Origin of the sequence: Corynebacterium sp. S5S1 (genome assembly GCF_001913985.1) — a bacterium.
Taxonomy (GTDB): domain Bacteria; phylum Actinomycetota; class Actinomycetes; order Mycobacteriales; family Mycobacteriaceae; genus Corynebacterium; species Corynebacterium marquesiae.
In genome coordinates this window covers 1-16,925 of record NZ_MKXT01000016.1, presented here as the reverse complement: position 1 = coordinate 16,925, position 16,925 = coordinate 1, and the positions used below count along the sequence as shown (strand labels likewise).

Genomic DNA, 16,925 nt, shown 5'->3' with positions numbered 1-16,925 from the left:
AGAATAGCTTAAGACTTCTTAGTGGACTTTTTAGTTGCCTTCTTGGAGGCCTTCTTTGTAGCCTTCTTGGTCGACTTCTTCGTCGATTTCTTGGTGGACTTCTTGGTCGACTTCTTCGTGGACTTCTTGCTGGATTTCTTGGTCGACTTCTTCGGAGCAGCGTCGGCCTGCTCCGCCAGCACCTTCTTGTGCACCAGGCCCTTTGGCTCCACGCCCAGCATGGACATCAGCGTCACGCCGTCGAGGAAGTCCTGCGCATAGGTGGCCACGATGCGGCGGGCTGCGCGGGAGGTCTCCTCCTCAAGGGCGTGATTCTGGTCAGCCTGTGGGTGGGTGTCTTGGACCTTGGGTGGCACGACGTGTCCTCCTGAACGTTGTGGAAACTACTTAAGCGCTTGCAAGAAAAGCTATCAGAGCAAATATTGTACGCTACCGGCGGCGTTTAGGGCCGCTCGGGTCCGGATTCGGTGCCCGGCTGCTCCGGTTTCTGGGCACGAAACGTTTCGGTGCCGGGCACGGTATAGGTGGTCTTCTCGCGCTGCTGCGGCTGCGCCGGCCACTGGGAATCCTCCGGCCACAGGTCCGCGGCCGAGCGGGTATGCGGCGCATGATTTTGGGCCTCGTGGCGCGGGTGCTGCTGCGGCGGCTTCGGCCCGAGCTTGGGTGGTAACTCCGGGCGATTGACGCGCGGGGCAAACGGGGACATCGGCACGCGCGGGATGCGCGGGGCCTTGCGCGCGAGATGCGTGGCCTTATGGAAGGAGAAGCGGCCGATGCGCTTGAAGGCGGTGTACGGGCGGAAGTACTGCGGGCGGCGCAGGCGGCGAGCCACGCGCTCGCCCAGTACTACGCCGGCGGCCAGGGCGCCGGAGATGGCTAGCGCCATCGCCATATTGGTAAAGCCGGTAATCATCTGCTCATTGAGCGAGGCGTACATGCCGCGGTAGAGCATGAGGCCGGGCAGCATCGGCGTATAGCCCACGATCATGGTGATAAGCGGCGGGATTCCCCAGCGGCGCGACATCAAACCGCCGGCCAGGCCAACGACCACCGCGGAAAGACCAGAGGCAATCACCGGGCCGATGCCGAAGGGAACCACCACGAAGTAATAGAAAATCATGCCGGCCGCGGCCGTAAGCCCGGACATGGTGATCTCAATCCAGGCCGCGCCGCAGGCCAGCGCAAAGGCAGCAGAACCGGTGCCGCCGAGCAGCACTAGCAGTGGAATTTCGTGGTAGACCGGCGGGGCCAGCGTGGCCAGCGGCGGCAGATTAAAGCCCAGGGAATCGGCCAGCTGGATGCCCACACCGACGCCGGCGATGATGGCGCCGGTAGATAGCAGCGCCTCAAAGAAACGGGCGGAGGAGGTGACGGGGGCGCGCGTGATGCCGTCGACAAGCGATTGCACCAACGTCAGCCCCGCCACCAGCACGATGATCCCGGAGGCAATGATCTGCGCGGGTGAGAAATTAATGCCGAAAGAGGCCGCGACATTGTACAAAATGGCGGCCGGGAAGACGGCGAAAAAGCCGCCCACCACATTCTGATAAAAGGGCGGCAGGCGGTAATTAGCCAACCAGGCGTTCAGGCCCATGATGAACGCGGAGACCACAAACGCCACCACGCCGACGAGCAGGTCGCCGCCAAGCATCATGGAAATCAGGCCACCCATCGCGCCCCAGCCGAGCATGACCGTGGACGGCTTATAGGGCGCTGGCATGCGGTCGATCTCGTCTAGTCGCTGCTCCGCCATGGCCGGCGGCATCTGGCCGGAGTGGATGGAGCGAATGAGCTTATCGACGGCCGCGAGCTTGGAAAAATCCACGCCAATGCTCGGTACCACGCGGAAGACGTGCAGGTTCTTGCGCTGTTCACTGGTGCCGATGGTGGTGTGGATGGTGATGGTATTCATCAAGATGTCCACGTGGCAGTAGTGCAGGCCATACGACGACGCTGCCAGGTGCACTTGGGCGCGCGCATCCGAGTTGGCGGTGCCGGCTCCGATGAGGATTTCACCAATGCGAGCGGCGATCTCCATAACGCCGGTGACCTGGGCGGCGTCGGTGAGATCAACCGGGGCGAGTGGTGATGGCGGCGGTGCGGCTTTAGCCGCGTCGATGATGGCTACTTGGCCCGAGGAAGCGCGCAGGCGCTCCCGCATAGCGGACAAAAATGACACGGAAATAACCCTCGAAAAAGCGCTGGGAATGTGGGACAGATTCTGCCTGAACTTTAGCCCCTGCACCCTGACAATGCATAGATGGGGGACCGGCTTTCCCTTTGGCGCTGGTGCTCGGGTACTATGCAACGAGCGGGATTTCTCCCGCGGTGCTGGAGTGGCGCAATTGGTAGCGCAACGCACTTGTAATGCGTAGGTTGCGAGTTCAAGTCTCGTCTCCAGCTCAAAAGGAGGCTGGGCCCCGGTGTGGGCCTAGCCTTCGGTGGTTTTTGAGGGGGCGTCGATAAGCTGAAAAAGCCGGTCGACCATGCGTTGGCGATTGGCGGGGGACAGCTTTCGCTGGTTGAGGTGATCGTGCACCCACAGGCCGGTACTAAGAAGCATGACCAGCAGATCATCCTCGTCCGTTTCGGGGGCGGAAGGATCGACCATCCAGCGCGCATCCACCTCGGCCCATTGGGCGGAAAAATCTGGGTGTGTCTGGGAATGTACGCACATCAAAAGCTTGATGAGGGGATCATTTTTGCCCATAGAAAGCACCAAGGCGCGGGAGCGCTCGGCCCAGCCGAGCTCGCTGGCTGGGCGGCCGCCGGCCAGGCGCTCGAGTTCTGCTTCCCAGCGCGCGGCGCAAAACCGATGGCAGTCTACGAGCAGATCGTGGCGGGTAGGGAAGTGATAAATGAGTCCGGACTTGGACATGCCGGTTGCTTGCGCTAGGGAGTCGTAAGTAAGGCCAGAGACGTCCTCGGCGGCGATGATGTCGAGCGCAGCTTCAAGAGCTGCGGTCTTTTTATTGAGTCGCGGCATGCGGATCTCCTGATTTCGGGTTATCTCGGAAACACCAGGCGGTTATCGCGGCTAGGAGCAAGGCGAAGCAAGCTAGGCCGTCGATGGTGGAAAGATAACCGGTATTGTAAGCGCTCGCGGCGGCCGCGTGGGAAGCGGGGTGATGCAGCGCGTCGGTACCCAGTTCCGCGAGGTGAGGGGGCAGTTCGCGGGCCATGAGCAGCGGCACGAGGGTGCCAGTCAGTGCAATGGAGATCAGGGTGCCGAATTCATAGGAGACCGCTTCTACACCCGAGGCCATGCCGGCGCGATGAAGCGGAGCGGCATTGATGATGGCGGTGGAGGACACGGACATGGCCAGGCCCGCGCCTAAGCCGGTGAGCACGAGGGCGGAGACGAGTAGGGGAAGCGTCTCACCCCGGCTCACCACCACCAGGGCCATGCCGGCGGCCATGAGCAAGAATCCGCCGCTAATGAGTGGGAGGAACCCCACGCGATGCAAGGTGGCACCACCCAGGATGGAGGTAGGGATGGCAGATAGAGCCATGGCGGAGATGATGAGGCCGGCGTGGAGGGGCGAGAGGGCGTCGACAAGCTGGAGCTTTTGGGTACTCAACAGCTCCAGGCCGGCGAGGCCGAACATGGCGCCGCCGGCCGTTAGGGCCCCGCCGCTGAATATGCGGGAGCCAAAGATGTCGAAGGTCAGCAGGGGATCTGACAAGCGAGCCTGGCGGCGGCCAAAGGCGAGCGCGCCGCAGATGAAGACGATGCCTGCGGCGCCGCTCACCGGCCAGTTGTGTGCCAGGGATTTAATGGACAGCACTAGGCTGGCGAGAGTGATAAGGGAATACAGGGACGAGGGGAAGTCCCAGTGTTTTAGGGGGTTCGGAGCGTTTGGCGGAGCAAGGAACAAGGTCAGCACAATGGTCACGACCACAACCGGGACATTGAGCAAAAAGACCGAGCCCCACCAGAAGTGCTCCAAAAAGAAGCCGCCCACGGTGGGGCCAGCCGCCGCGCCGATGACGGCGACAGAACCCCAGATGCCAATGGCCGTGTTGCGCTCCACCTCATCGGGAAAAGTCAGGCGGAGAAGCGCCAGGCTCGACGGCATCATGATGGCGGCGCCGCAGCCCAAGAAGGCGCGGCCTAAAACCAGCGTCCAAGCGCTGGGGGAATAGGCAGCGAGCAGGGAAGCGCCGCCGAAGACGGCCAAGCCGATGAGAAACATCCGCCGATGGCCGGTGCGATCGCCCAACGTGCCGGCACCAAGAAGGAGGCCGGAGAGCACCAACGCGTAGGCGTTGATAATCCAGAGTTGCTGGGTATCGGTGGTGTGCAATTGCTGCGATAGCTGCGGCAATGCGGTGTAGAGGATGGAATTATCCAGCCCAACCATGAGTAACCCCAGAGAGATGACGGCGCAGAAAGACCACCGCTGGGCGGCCGTGGAGGCCGCAGCGGCATGGTCTTGTGCGCGGGGCGGGTGGATACTCATAGCGCAGTAAACAGTACCGAACGGTCGTTACAGTTTGCAGCTGAAGATAGGTTAGTATTACCTTCCTCACAGCTGGGCGCAGTGTGTGAGTGTATAAGAGAACAGTGGACTTTCCTGCGGTCTAAGTAGCACAGTGGTATTAACACCAATTAAGAGTTAAGGATGATTTTTAATGGCACGTAACTATGCAGAACAGCTAGTTGACACCCTGGAAAAGCAGGGTGTCGAGCGCATTTATGGCCTCGTCGGTGACTCCCTGAACCCGATCGTGGATGCCGTTCGTCGCTCCTCCATCGAGTGGATTCACGTCCGCAACGAGGAAGCAGCAGCCTTCGCTGCCGAGGCAGACTCCCTGACCACCGGCAAGCTGGCTGTATGTGCCGCATCCTGCGGCCCAGGCAATACCCACCTGATCCAGGGCCTGTACGATGCCCACCGCAACGGCGCCAAGGTGCTGGCACTGGCTTCCCACATCCCATCCCGCCAGATCGGCTCCAAGTTCTTCCAGGAGACCCACCCCGAGGCAATCTTCCAGGAGTGCTCTGGCTACTGCGAGATGGTCAACTCCGCTGAGCAGGGCGGCGTTGTCCTGCACCACGCCATCCAGTCCACCATGGCAGGAAACGGTGTTTCCGTCCTAGTCATTCCAGGTGACGTTTCCATGCAGGACGCTGGGGATGACTCCTTCGTCGAATCTAAGATCTCTGCTGGCCGCCCAGTCGTCTTCCCGGATCCGGCCGAGGCCGCTGCCCTGACCCAGGCCATCAACGAGGCTAAGTCCGTCACCCTCTTCGTTGGCGTCGGCGTCAAGGACGCCCGCGAGCAGGTGCTCAAGCTGGCGGAGAAGATCAAGGCTCCTATCGGCCACGCTCTGGGTGGCAAGATGTACATCCAGTACGAGAACCCGTTTGACGTGGGCATGAACGGCTTGCTGGGCTACGGTGCGGCACACGAGGCCACCCACGAGGCTGACCTGCTTATCCTGCTGGGTACCGACTTCCCGTACAACGACTTCCTGCCGGATGCCAACGTGGCACAGGTGGATATCAATGGCGCCCACATCGGCCGCCGTACCAAGATTTCCTACCCGGTCACCGGTGACGTAGCCGCCACCATCGAGAACATCTTGCCGCACGTGGATGAGAAGAAGGATCGCTCCTTCCTAGACAAGATGCTCAAGAAGCATTACGACAAGCTGGAGAACGTCGTTGAGGCTTATACCTCCAATGTGGATAAGCACACCCCGATCCACCCGGAGTACATTGCGGATCTCATTGACAAGAACGCCGATGAGGATGCCATCTTCACCGTCGATACCGGCATGTGCAACGTGTGGGGCGCTCGCTACATCACCGCCAACGGCAAGCGCGAGCAGATCGGCTCCTTCCGCCACGGCACCATGGCCAACGCTCTGCCACAGGCACTGGGTGCACAGGCCGCTAACCCGGGCCGCCAGGTCATCACCTTCTCCGGTGATGGCGGACTGTCCATGCTGATGGGTGAGCTGCTCACCGTGAAGCTGCACAACCTGCCTATCAAGATGTTCGTGTTCAACAACTCTTCTTTGGGCATGGTCAAGCTGGAGATGCTGGTGCAGGGTCTGCCGGAGCACGAGACCGACCACGAGTCCGTCAACTTTGCCAAGATTGCAGAAGCTTCCGGCATCAAGCACTTCCGCATCGAAGATCCGAAGGACGCACCGGAGCAGATCAAGAAGGCGCTGGCTTATAACGGCCCGGCTCTTATCGACGTCGTTACTGACCCCAACGCCCTCTCCCTGCCACCAACGCTGACCATCGAGCAGCTCATGGGCTTCTCCAAGGCTGCCACCCGCACCGTTCTGGACGGTGGCGTTGGCCAGATGATCACCATGGCAAAGTCCAACCTGCGCAACATCCCGCGCCCGCAGGACTTCTAAATAGCGCGCTGCGCTACCTACCACGCCCTTCCCCATCTAAGGAGGGGCGTGGTTTTCTTTTACCCCGACCAGGCCGAGTACTCACGTTCACAGGATTCAGGCAGAAACTCTTCAGTAGGCTGGAAAGCAAGCGTGTCATGATGACGTGTTAGAAAATCACAACCTTTAAGGGGATCTGAGGAGAACATGGAAGACACTAAACTCGCCAAGGTTCTTGTCGTCGATGACGAACCCAATATTGTGGAGCTACTCACCGTATCGCTGAAGTTCCAGAACTTCGAGGTGTACAGCGCCAATTCCGGCAACGAGGCGCTGCGCATTGCCCGCGAAGTAAACCCTGATGCCTACATCCTGGACGTCATGATGCCGGGCATGGATGGCTTCGAGCTGCTGGGCAAGCTGCGCCAAGAAGGCTTGGACGGCCCGGTGCTCTACCTCACCGCTAAGGACGGTGTGGATCAGCGCATCCACGGCCTGACCATCGGCGCGGATGATTACGTGACGAAGCCATTTAGCCTGGAAGAAGTGATCACCCGCCTGCGCGTCATCATGCGCCGCGGCGGCGCGGCGGAAGAATCCACCAACGATGCCACCATGAGCTATGCGGATCTGACGCTCAATGATGACACCCATGAGGTCACCAAGGCCGGCGAGCTCATCGAACTTTCTCCCACCGAGTTCAACCTCCTGCGCTACCTCATGCAGAACAAGGAAGTGGTGCTGTCCAAGTCCAAGATTCTGGACAATGTGTGGCACTACGATTTCGGCGGCGATGGCAACGTGGTCGAGTCCTATATCTCTTACCTGCGCCGCAAGATTGATACCGGCGAGACGCAGCTGATCCACACCGTGCGCGGCGTGGGTTATGTACTGCGCACCCCGCGCTCCTAAAGTGCTTAAATGATGGAAGATTCACAGGAGACCCAGGGCCAGGCGCCTGCACCGGCGGCGGCGCGCCCGCAGTCCATGTGGCTTGAGGGCCTGGGGCAAGGCGAAGGGGAGGAAAAGTCCTCCAAGCGGCGAATGTTTTCCCAGATTCCGCAGGCAATGCCGCTGCGGACGTGGCTGGTCATCCTCCTCGTCGTGGTCTCCGGGCTCGGCATTACGGGCTCGTCCTTTGCGGTGAATTCCATCATGCGCAACGTCCTGTTCAATAACGTCGATGATGAGCTGCGCTCCGCGTCGACCACGTGGGCGCGCGATATCAGCAATGACTTTTTCATCGGCGATCACACCAAGCGCCCGCCTACCGAATACGTGGTGCTGAACTACCTGCCCGATGGCACCATCCGCTACTCGGGACCATCGTCAACCACCCCGAATGCGGAGAATATCCCGCTCGGCGGCTACCCCACCACCGTGGGTTCCATCGAGAACAACACCAAGTGGCGCGCGCTCGCCTTCGCGGATTCCAAGGGCGTCATCACGGTCATTGCTAAGGACATGACCCATGAAAAAGAAATCCTGCACGGCCTAGCCATGGTGCAGGTGACCATTGCTGCCATTGCTTTGGCTGCCATTGCGGCCGTGGGTTTCTGGTTTATTCGCAGGGCGTTGCGGCCGCTGCGGGTGGTGGAAAAGACGGCGTCGCAAATCGCGGCAGGCGACCTAGACAAACGCGTGCCCAAGTGGCCGCTGCACACGGAGGTGGGCCAGCTGGCTGCCGCGCTCAATATCATGTTGGGTCAGCTGCAGCGCTCCGTCGTGCGCGCGCAGGAGAAAGAGGAACAGATGCGTCGCTTCGTCGGCGATGCTTCGCATGAGCTGCGCACGCCGCTGACGAGCCTGCGCGGCTATACCGAGCTTTATCGCTCCGGTGCCACCAAGGATGTGGACCTAGTCTTTTCCAAGATCGATGATGAGTCCAAGCGCATGTCCTTGCTGGTGGAGGACCTGCTGGCCCTCACCCGCGCTGAAGGCACGCGCCTAGACCTGCGCCCGGTGGACCTACTGGAACTGGCCCTGTCCGTGGGCTCTTCCGCGCGCGCGGCCTTCCCCGGCCGCGAGATTGAGGTGGCCAACGACGCCAAATCTATCCCGGTGGTCAATGGCGATGCCAGCCGCCTGCACCAGGTGCTGCTCAACCTAGTGACCAACGGCATCCGCCACGGCGGCGAGGAGGCCACAGTGACGCTGCGCCTGCGCCGCGAGGACAATGATGTGCTGGTCGATGTCAGCGATGACGGCAAGGGCATGTCCCAGGAAGATGCGGCGCACATCTTCGAGCGTTTCTACCGCGCGGATACCTCGCGCACCCGCGATACCGGCGGCTCCGGCCTGGGCTTGGCCATCGTCCACTCCCTGGTGGAGCAGCACGATGGCAGCATTAGCGTCGACTCCGAGCTCGGCCGCGGCACCACCTTTACGGTGCGCCTGCCCGCGCTTGCCGACGCCCCCTCTGAGCCCTAGTCCTCCCGAATACCGTCCTCGTTGCAGCCGAGGTGCTGACGGATGCGGGCGGCCGCCTCATCCATCGCGGCATCGTCGGTGTTATCGGCGTCGAAGGCCTTGGCAAAGTCATACTCTTCCATCTTCTCGGTGGGGAAGAGGTGGATATGGGTATGCGGGACATCGAATCCAGCGATGATGTAGCCGGTGCGCGGGGTATCAAACGCGGTCTTGATAGCGCCGCCGATTTCCAGGGCGACCTCGTTGAGGTGGGCCCAGGTCTGTGGATCCAGGTCGGTCCACTTATCTACTTCCTCGATGGGCACGACCAAGGTGTGGCCGTAGCGCAGCGGCTCGATGGAGAGGAAAGCCACGCAGGTCTCATCGCGGTAGACAAAGCGAGCGGGTAGTTCACCATTAATGATCTTTGTAAATACAGAAGCCATGTGTGCCAGGCTACCCGCTGGTTATGATGGTGGGCATGCGCATTCTCGTAATTGGTTCGGGCGGCCGTGAACACGCCCTTGTCAAGGGCCTGTCCGCCGACTCCAAGAGCACCGAAATTCACGCCGCGCCGGGCAGTGCGGCCATGTCCACCCTCGCTACCGTCCACCCGGACTACTCCCAGGTAGATAACGCTGATCGCATGGTGGAGCTCGCCCAGAGCATCGCCGCGGACCTCGTTGTCATCGGTCCTGAGGTTCCCCTCGTCGCCGGCGTGGCCGATGCCCTGCGCGCGGCCGGCATCGCTGTCTTCGGCCCCAGCAAAGACGCAGCCCAGATCGAGGGATCCAAGGCATTTGCCAAGGACGTCATGGAGTCCGCCGGCGTCAAGACCGCCCGCGCGGAACAGCTGCGCCCGGGCTCCACCGAGGACGACATTGAGGCCGCGCTCGACCGCTTCGGCCCGCAGTTCGTGGTCAAAGACGATGGCCTGGCCGGCGGTAAGGGCGTGGTGGTCACCCCGGACCGCGCCGCCGCCCGCGCCCACGTCGATGCCGTCCTCGCGGCCGGCAGCCCGGTGCTGCTGGAATCCTTCCTTGACGGCCCCGAAGTCTCGCTCTTTTGCTTAGTCGATGGTGAGACCGTCGTCCCGCTGCTGCCGGCCCAGGATCACAAGCGTGCCTATGACAACGACGAAGGCCCCAATACCGGCGGCATGGGCGCCTACACCCCGCTGCCGTGGCTGCCGGAGGACGGCGTACAGCGCATCGTGGACGAGGTCTGCACCCCTGTGGCCAAGGAGATGGCGCGCCGCGGCACCCCTTATTCCGGTCTGCTTTACGCCGGCCTGGCCTGGGGCGAAGAAGGCCCGGCCGTCGTCGAGTTCAACTGCCGCTTCGGCGATCCGGAGACCCAGGCCGTGCTCTCCCTGCTCAAGTCCCCGCTGGCTGAGGCCCTCTACGCCACGGCCACCGGCACCCTCTCCGAGCTCCCGCCGCTGGAGTGGGAGGATGGCTTCGCCGTCATCATCGTCATGGCGGCCGAGGGCTACCCGGCTTCCCCGCGCAAGGGCGATGCCATCTCTGGCGCCGCCTTGGACGATCCGCAGCGCGTCCTCCATGCCGGCACCGTGCATACCGATGGCGCCTACCGCACCGCGGGCGGCCGCGTGCTCAGCGTGCTGGGTAAGGGCGCCACGCTTGCCGACGCCCGCGCAAACGCCTACGCCGCCGTCGACGGCATCGAGTTTGCGGGTGGCTTTGTGCGCCGGGACATCGGCAAGCGAGCAGAAGACGGTGAGATTTCTCTCTAACCTTTCACCCCGCGGCGGGGCAGGCATGGAATAATAGCCACGTGGCTGAAAAGAAGAAGATTTCCAACGTCCTGTCCTCCCGCTATGCCTCCGCGGAATTGTCCAATATCTGGAGCCCGGAGCATAAAATCATCTTGGAGCGCAAGCTCTGGATTGCGGTCATGCGCGCCCAGAAGGATCTGGGCGTAGACATCCCCGCCAAGGCCATCGATGCCTACGAGGCCGTGGTAGAGGACGTGAACCTCGGGTCCATCGCGGAGCGCGAGCGCGTCACCCGCCACGATGTGAAGGCCCGCATCGAAGAATTCAATGCGCTGGCCGGCTACGAGCACATTCACAAGGGCATGACCAGCCGCGATCTCACCGAGAACGTGGAGCAGCTGCAGATCCACACCTCGCTGGAGATCATCCGCGATAAGGCCATCGCCGTGGTCTCCCGCATCGGACGTCACGCCGCCGAGTACCAGTCCTTGGTTATGGCCGGCCGCTCCCACAACGTGGCCGCGCAGGCCACCACGCTGGGCAAGCGCTTCGCTACGGCCGGCGATGAGATGCTACTGGCCATCGAGCGCGTCGAAGAACTCTTGGCACGCTACCCGCTGCGCGGCATCAAGGGCCCGATGGGTACCTCCCAGGACATGCTCGATCTCATGGGCGGCTCCGAGGACAAGCTCGCCTCCTTGGAGACCGCGATCGCGGATTACCTGGGCTTCCACCGCATCTTCAATTCCGTGGGCCAAGTCTACCCGCGCTCCCTCGACTTCGACGCCATCTCCGCCCTAGTGGAGCTCGGCGCCGCCCCGTCCTCCCTGGCCACCACCATCCGCTTGATGGCCGGCAACGAGACCGTCACCGAAGGCTTCAAGGAGGGCCAGGTTGGCTCCTCTGCTATGCCGCACAAGATGAACGCCCGCTCCTGCGAGCGCGTCGGCGGCCTGCAGGTCATCCTCCGCGGCTACCTGACCATGGCCGCGGACCTCGCTGGCCAGCAGTGGAACGAGGGTGATGTCTTCTGCTCCGTCGTCCGCCGCGTCGCGCTTCCCGATGCCTTCTTCGCCCTCGACGGCCAATTCGAAACCTTCCTCACCGTCCTCGACGAGTTCGGTGCCTTCCCGGCCATGATCGACCGCGAACTGGAGCGCTACCTGCCCTTCCTGGCCACCACCCGCATCCTTATGGCGGCCGTGCGCGCTGGTGTGGGACGCGAGACCGCCCACGAGGTCATCAAGGAAAACGCCGTGGCCGTCGCGCTCAATATGCGCGAAAACGGCGGCGAGCAGGACCTAGTCCAACGCCTTGCCGCCGATGACCGCCTGCCCATGGATGAGTCCGACCTCGAGGCCGCCCTGGCCGATAAGCACGCCTTCATCGGCGCCGCCGAGTCCCAGGTCAGCCAGGTGCTCAACCGCATCAACGCGCTAGTAGGCGAGCACCCCAAGGCTGCGGCCTATACCCCGGGCGAGATCCTCTAAACCGAGCCGCGCAGGGCGTCTTCCTGTCGCGGTGCGCCCCACCTGTTGCAGTGCGCCCCGCTTTTCGCATTTCGATCAAATAACCCCCGAATCCCACGCGGTTTTCGCGGCTTATTTGATCGAAACGTGCTCGCTACCCCTGGGCGCTAGAATGAAGGTCATGCGACCTGAGCTTTCTTCTTATACCCATCTTGCCTCCGGCAAGGTCCGCGATATCTACGATGTAGACGAGAACACTCTTCTGATGGTGGTCTCGGACCGCATCTCGGCCTACGACCACGCCCTCGAGCCGGCCATCCCGGACAAGGGCCGCGTGCTGACCGCAACCTCGAAGTTCTTCTTCGACTCTATCGATTTCCCCAACCACCTGGCCGGCCCGCTGGATGATGAGCGCATCCCCGCCGAGTGCCTCGGCCGCGCGATGGTGGTTAAGAAGCTGGATATGCTGCCCTTCGAGTGCGTGGCCCGCGGCTTCCTCACCGGTTCCGGCCTGAAGGAGTACAAGACCAACGGCACCGTGTGCGGTATCGAGCTGCCGGAGGGCCTAGTCGAGGCTTCCCGCCTGCCCGAGCCCATCTTCACCCCGGCAACCAAGGCGGAACAAGGCGAGCACGATGAGAACGTCTCCTTCGACTACGTGGTGGACAAGCTGGGCGCCGAGCGCGCCGAGGAGCTGCGCGCGGCCACCCTCCGCATCTACTCCGAGGCCGCCGCGCTCGCGGAGGAGAAGGGCATTATCCTCGCCGATACCAAGTTCGAGTTCGGCCTAGACCAAGACGGCACCCTCGTTCTGGCCGATGAGGTCCTTACCCCAGATTCCTCCCGCTACTGGCCGGCCGATTCTTACGTGGAAGGCGAGGTCCAGCCGTCCTTCGACAAGCAATACGTGCGCAATTGGCTGACTTCTGACGCCTCCGGGTGGGACCAAGCCGCCGACGGCACTCCGCCCCAGCTTCCCGACGACGTCGTTTCCGCCACCCGCCTGCGCTACATCGAGGCCTATGAGCGGCTTTCCGGCGAGCGCTTCGCGGACTTTCTCTCGCCCGAGGCCTAGCTGCCCTAAGGCTTCCGCCCTAAGGCTTCCGCCCTAGGGCGCCACGCGTACAGTGGGGCGGCATGAGCAACGAGAATCTTTCCGCCCCCGTGGCCGCCGTCCACCCCGTGACCCGTTCCTTCCACGGACGCGAGTTCGTGGATAACTACGAGTGGCTGCGCGATAAGGAATCCCAGGAAACCCTGGATTACCTCAACGCAGAAAATGATTACACCAAGGCGAAGACCGCGCACTTGGATGAGATGACGGAGAATATCTTCCAGGAGATTAAGTCCCGCATCAAGCAAACCGATATGTCCGTGCCTTCTCGCCGCGGCGATTACTGGTACTACGGCCGTACCGAGGAGGGCAAGAGCTACGGCTACTCTTGCCGGCTCCCGGTAGAGGAGGGGGCTGACCCATGGACTGCCCCGGTTATCCCAGAGGAAGGCACCCCGGAAGGCGAGGAGATTATCCTCGACGCCAACGCGCTGGCGGAGGGCAAGGACTTCTTTGCCCTCGGTGCCGCCTCCATCTCTGATTTCGGCCGCTACCTGGCCTATTCCGTGGACTTCGCCGGCGACGAGCGCTTTGAGCTCTATATTAAGGACTTGGAAAGCGGAGCGCTTCTCGACGACCACCTCAAGGGCATCTTCTACGGCGCCACCTGGGCCGGCGACGGCTATATCTTTTACACGACCGTCGACGAGGCATGGCGCCCTGACGCCATCTGGCGCCACAAGGTAGGCACCGCGCAGTCCGAGGACGTGCAGGTGTTTAAGGGAGAAGATGAGCACTTCAACGTCGGCATCGGCAGCGCTCGCTCTGATAAATACCTCTTCCTTGGCGTGAGCTCCAAGGTGACTTCTGAGGTGTGGGCCCTCGAAGAAGACAACCCCGAGGGTGAATTCCGCCTGCTGTGGGAGCGCGAATCTGGCGTGGACTACGACGTCGATCACGCCGTCGTTAAGGGCGAGGACTACTGGATCGTCACCCACAACGCCACCGGCCCCAACTTCGAGGTGGGCTATACCAAGGCCGAAGGCGACCTGCCCGCTCTTCGGGATCTGCCCGCGCTCCTGCCTCATAAGGAAACCACCCGCATCGAGGGCGTGGATACCTACCGCGACCAAATCGTGGTGGGTTACCGTCGCGGTGGCATCGGCCGCGCCGCCATCATGCGCATTAGCGACGGCTTTGGCGAGTTCGAAGAGCTCAACTTCAATGAGGAGCTCTTCACCGTTTCCGTATCCGGTAACCCGGAGTGGGACGCGCCGGTGCTTCGCGTGAGCTACGTGTCTTTCACCCAGCCCTCCCAGCTCTTTGATTACCGCGTGGACACCGGCGAATTTACCCTGCTCAAGGAGCAGGAGGTTCCCGGCGGTTATAACCCGGATGACTACGTGGCCTACCGCCTGTGGACCACGGCTGCCGACGGCACCGATATCCCCGTATCCATTGTCCACCGCGCCGACCTCGACCGCACCCAGCCGAATCCGACCCTGCTCTACGGATACGGCTCTTACGAGGTCAGTGTCGATCCGGCCTTCTCCGTTACCCGCCTGTCTCTTATGGACCGCGGCATGATTTTTGCGGTTGCCCATGTGCGCGGCGGCGGCGAGATGGGTCGCACCTGGTACGACGACGGCAAAATGCTCAAGAAGAAAAACACCTTTACCGACTTCATCGATGTCGCTGATGATCTCATCGCCCGCGGCGTGACCACCGCAGACCAAATGGTGGCCGAGGGCGGTTCGGCTGGCGGAATGCTCATGGGTGCTATCGCCAATATGGCCCCGGATCGCTTCACCGCCATCCAGGCCGTTGTTCCGTTCGTGGATCCGCTGACCTCTATCCTCATGCCGGAACTGCCGCTTACCGTGCCTGAGTGGGAGGAATGGGGCGACCCGTACCACGATCCTGAGGTCTATGACTACATGAAGTCCTATTCGCCGTACGAGAATATCGAGGCCAAGGACTATCCGGACATCCTGGCTATTACCTCGCTTAACGACACCCGCGTGCTCTATGTCGAACCGGCCAAGTGGATTGCCCAGCTGCGGGCGACGGCTACCGGCGGCGAATTCCTGCTCAAGACAGAAATGGCTGCAGGCCACGGCGGAGTGTCTGGACGTTATGAAAAGTGGCGCCAAAACGCCTTCGAGTATGCGTGGACGATTAATAAGGCCACCGGTCTGGAGAAGTAAAACCCGGATAGGGGGCCAACGCGCGAATCCTGAATTCCTGTGCGATAATTTTTCTTATGAATGGCCACCTTCTGGTATCTATCTCCAGCATCTTTGATGACACGCGGAAGCAGGCTAGCCGGCTCCTCTCGATCCTTGATCGAGAGGAGATTCCTGTTTCCCTGCTGATTGCCCCGCATATCGACGGCAACTGGCACCTTGCCAAAGACAAAGACACCAAAAGCTGGCTTCGAGACCAAGCCGATGGTGGCCGCATTCTCATCCTCAATGGTTTCGACCGCTCGGTGCAAGGCCGCCGGGCAGAGTTCGCGAATCTCGACTCCCACGAGGCAAAGCTCCGACTCGCGGGTGCTACCCGCCAGATGGCCAAGATCGGCTTCGAACCCACAATCTTCGCCCCACCGCGCTGGCGCATGTCTCCCGGCACCTTGCAGGTATTGCCACAATTCAAGTTCGAGGTAGCAGCCTCCACCCGCGGCATTTTGCAGATCAATTCCGGTAAATTCCACCAGGCCCGTAACTTGTCCTTTGGCGAGGGCTTCGGCTCCGCTAAGTGGTGGCGCAAAAACATCATCCGTGCGGCAGAGCGTTCCGCGCAGCGCGGCAATACCGTCCGCCTGTCCGTGTCCGGACGAAACCTAGATGACCGCAAGGTGATCCATGACTTCGTCAAGGCCGCCGACCGCGCCATCAATGCAGGGGCGACTCCTGCCGATTATGGTGCCTTCCTGCCAAAGTAGGCGGCGAGCTTTTTGCTTCCGGTAGTGCTGCAAGGCTCGATGACCTGGTACGACAGTTGAGAAACACCTGTCGACGAAAGCAGCAAAACCGGACAAGTTGGCTGTAGATGTTTTGCATCCAACCGTCACTTGGACATTAAGGATGCGTGGCGAAGTGGAGCGGGAACGCTAAAAGCTTTTAAACCTCATCAGCGTCCCATTGCTTTAGTCCAGCGATGAAAATCTCCACTATGTCGTCCAATTCTGCACCGAACATTTTATCAGCTGGGCGGGGGAGAGGCCGAGAAAGCATGATAATTCCCAGGTGAAACGTGAACGGTTGCAGATGGGGGGAGCAGAGACCATGCTCGGCGGCTGCCTTGAGGAAAGGCCGATACGCATCCTCCAATTCGCTAACCATTTGGTTCATATCTTCTTTGGTGAAGATCTTTGCTAATTCTGGCATTACTTCCTGCGCGACAGCTGGAAGCTGCAGGTTTATCAGTCCATGGATGGTGGCTTGCCATATATCGCCGGGGGCAGCAGGAAACTGGGCGAGTTGGGTATCAATTAGTTCGCGGATTTGTTCCAGCGCGTCATAGACGAGGGCAGTAAAGATATCTGTTTTTTGGGGGTAGTGCCGGGTAACTGTAGCTACTCCCACTTGGGCTTCTCGAGCAATGGCTCGCATCGAGACCTTTATGCCTTCGCGCGAAATAAGAGTCTTTGCCGCCTGAATTATGGCTTGCCGATTGTCCGATGCATTTTTCCTCATTGTTGTGAGTCTACCTTGACAGAAAAGTAAATGGAACAGTATGCTCCATTTAGTCAAGTGAAACATAGTGTTCCAAATAGGGAGAAAGCTCATGTCTGTCGATTTGGGGTAGTTGGTACCGCGAGTCTGCGTAGTTGGTACCGGTGTTCCACGTACCCGGTACTGCAAGGGGTTTTCTTTCATAGTTGATGTTG

The 16,925-nt window shown here is 61.2% G+C and carries 14 protein-coding genes and 1 tRNA gene; 9 read left to right on the top strand and 6 right to left on the bottom strand.

What is annotated here, in order from left to right; all coding sequences use genetic code 11:
- Positions 1–8: 8 nt before the first annotated feature.
- Together BKN05_RS06985 and thrE are read right to left on the bottom strand one after the other, a co-directional pair.
- Positions 9–356 carry a hypothetical protein gene (locus BKN05_RS06985; protein ID WP_049377360.1) on the bottom strand — a complete coding sequence of 116 codons (348 nt, stop codon included), beginning with the start codon at positions 354–356 and terminating at the stop codon, positions 9–11.
- 86 nt (positions 357–442) lie between these two features.
- The gene (gene thrE / locus BKN05_RS06980; protein WP_049377361.1) at positions 443–2,179 is read right to left on the bottom strand and encodes a threonine/serine exporter ThrE; all 1,737 of its coding nucleotides are present in this window, start codon (positions 2,177–2,179) and stop codon (positions 443–445) included.
- Positions 2,180–2,330: 151 nt separating this feature from the next.
- On the opposite strand from thrE, the gene BKN05_RS06975 reads away from it, so the two are divergent.
- Positions 2,331–2,403 (top strand) — tRNA-Thr (locus tag BKN05_RS06975).
- Positions 2,404–2,431: 28 nt separating this feature from the next.
- Here BKN05_RS06975 and BKN05_RS06970 read toward each other — a convergent pair.
- Positions 2,432–2,986: a TetR/AcrR family transcriptional regulator gene (locus tag BKN05_RS06970; RefSeq protein ID WP_286688283.1), complete on the bottom strand. Its 555-nt coding sequence runs from the start codon at positions 2,984–2,986 to the stop codon at positions 2,432–2,434.
- Positions 2,970–4,463, bottom strand: coding sequence for an MFS transporter (locus BKN05_RS06965; protein ID WP_049377363.1), 1,494 nt, complete (start codon positions 4,461–4,463; stop codon positions 2,970–2,972). The genes BKN05_RS06970 and BKN05_RS06965 overlap by 17 nt, the downstream gene beginning before the upstream one ends.
- Before the next feature lie 172 nt (positions 4,464–4,635).
- Here BKN05_RS06965 and BKN05_RS06960 point away from each other — a divergent pair, with 172 nt between their 5' ends.
- From BKN05_RS06960 to BKN05_RS06950, 3 genes are all read left to right on the top strand, one after another.
- Positions 4,636–6,381 (top strand): pyruvate dehydrogenase, encoded by a 1,746-nt coding sequence (locus BKN05_RS06960; protein ID WP_049377364.1) that lies wholly within the window; start codon positions 4,636–4,638, stop codon positions 6,379–6,381.
- Positions 6,382–6,567: 186 nt separating this feature from the next.
- Entirely contained in the window at positions 6,568–7,272 is a 705-nt protein-coding gene (locus BKN05_RS06955) for a response regulator transcription factor (protein ID WP_005325775.1), read from the top strand.
- A 12-nt stretch (positions 7,273–7,284) separates the two neighbouring features.
- A complete protein-coding gene (locus tag BKN05_RS06950) occupies positions 7,285–8,790 on the top strand; it encodes a sensor histidine kinase (RefSeq protein WP_286688286.1) in 1,506 nt (501 codons plus the stop codon).
- Here the strand turns inward: BKN05_RS06950 and BKN05_RS06945 are convergent.
- A complete protein-coding gene (locus tag BKN05_RS06945) occupies positions 8,787–9,215 on the bottom strand; it encodes an HIT family protein (protein ID WP_049377365.1) in 429 nt (142 codons plus the stop codon). The two genes, BKN05_RS06950 and BKN05_RS06945, sit on opposite strands and share 4 nt — an antisense overlap.
- Before the next feature lie 35 nt (positions 9,216–9,250).
- On the opposite strand from BKN05_RS06945, the gene purD reads away from it, so the two are divergent.
- From purD to BKN05_RS06920, 5 genes are all read left to right on the top strand, one after another.
- The gene (gene purD / locus BKN05_RS06940; RefSeq protein ID WP_049377373.1) at positions 9,251–10,525 is read left to right on the top strand and encodes a phosphoribosylamine--glycine ligase; all 1,275 of its coding nucleotides are present in this window, start codon (positions 9,251–9,253) and stop codon (positions 10,523–10,525) included.
- Positions 10,526–10,566: 41 nt separating this feature from the next.
- On the top strand, positions 10,567–11,997 hold the full coding sequence (gene purB / locus BKN05_RS06935) for an adenylosuccinate lyase (protein ID WP_049377366.1): 1,431 nt from the start codon (positions 10,567–10,569) through the stop codon (positions 11,995–11,997).
- Positions 11,998–12,157: 160 nt separating this feature from the next.
- Entirely contained in the window at positions 12,158–13,051 is an 894-nt protein-coding gene (locus tag BKN05_RS06930) for a phosphoribosylaminoimidazolesuccinocarboxamide synthase (RefSeq protein WP_049377367.1), read from the top strand.
- Between the two features lie 62 nt (positions 13,052–13,113).
- Positions 13,114–15,237: a S9 family peptidase gene (locus BKN05_RS06925; RefSeq protein ID WP_286688282.1), complete on the top strand. Its 2,124-nt coding sequence runs from the start codon at positions 13,114–13,116 to the stop codon at positions 15,235–15,237.
- A gap of 56 nt (positions 15,238–15,293) precedes the next feature.
- A complete protein-coding gene (locus BKN05_RS06920; RefSeq protein ID WP_049377369.1) occupies positions 15,294–15,977 on the top strand; it encodes a DUF2334 domain-containing protein in 684 nt (227 codons plus the stop codon).
- A 178-nt stretch (positions 15,978–16,155) separates the two neighbouring features.
- Here BKN05_RS06920 and BKN05_RS06915 read toward each other — a convergent pair whose 3' ends face one another.
- Positions 16,156–16,731 (bottom strand): TetR/AcrR family transcriptional regulator, encoded by a 576-nt coding sequence (locus BKN05_RS06915; protein WP_049377370.1) that lies wholly within the window; start codon positions 16,729–16,731, stop codon positions 16,156–16,158.
- Between the last annotated feature and the right edge of the window lie 194 nt (positions 16,732–16,925).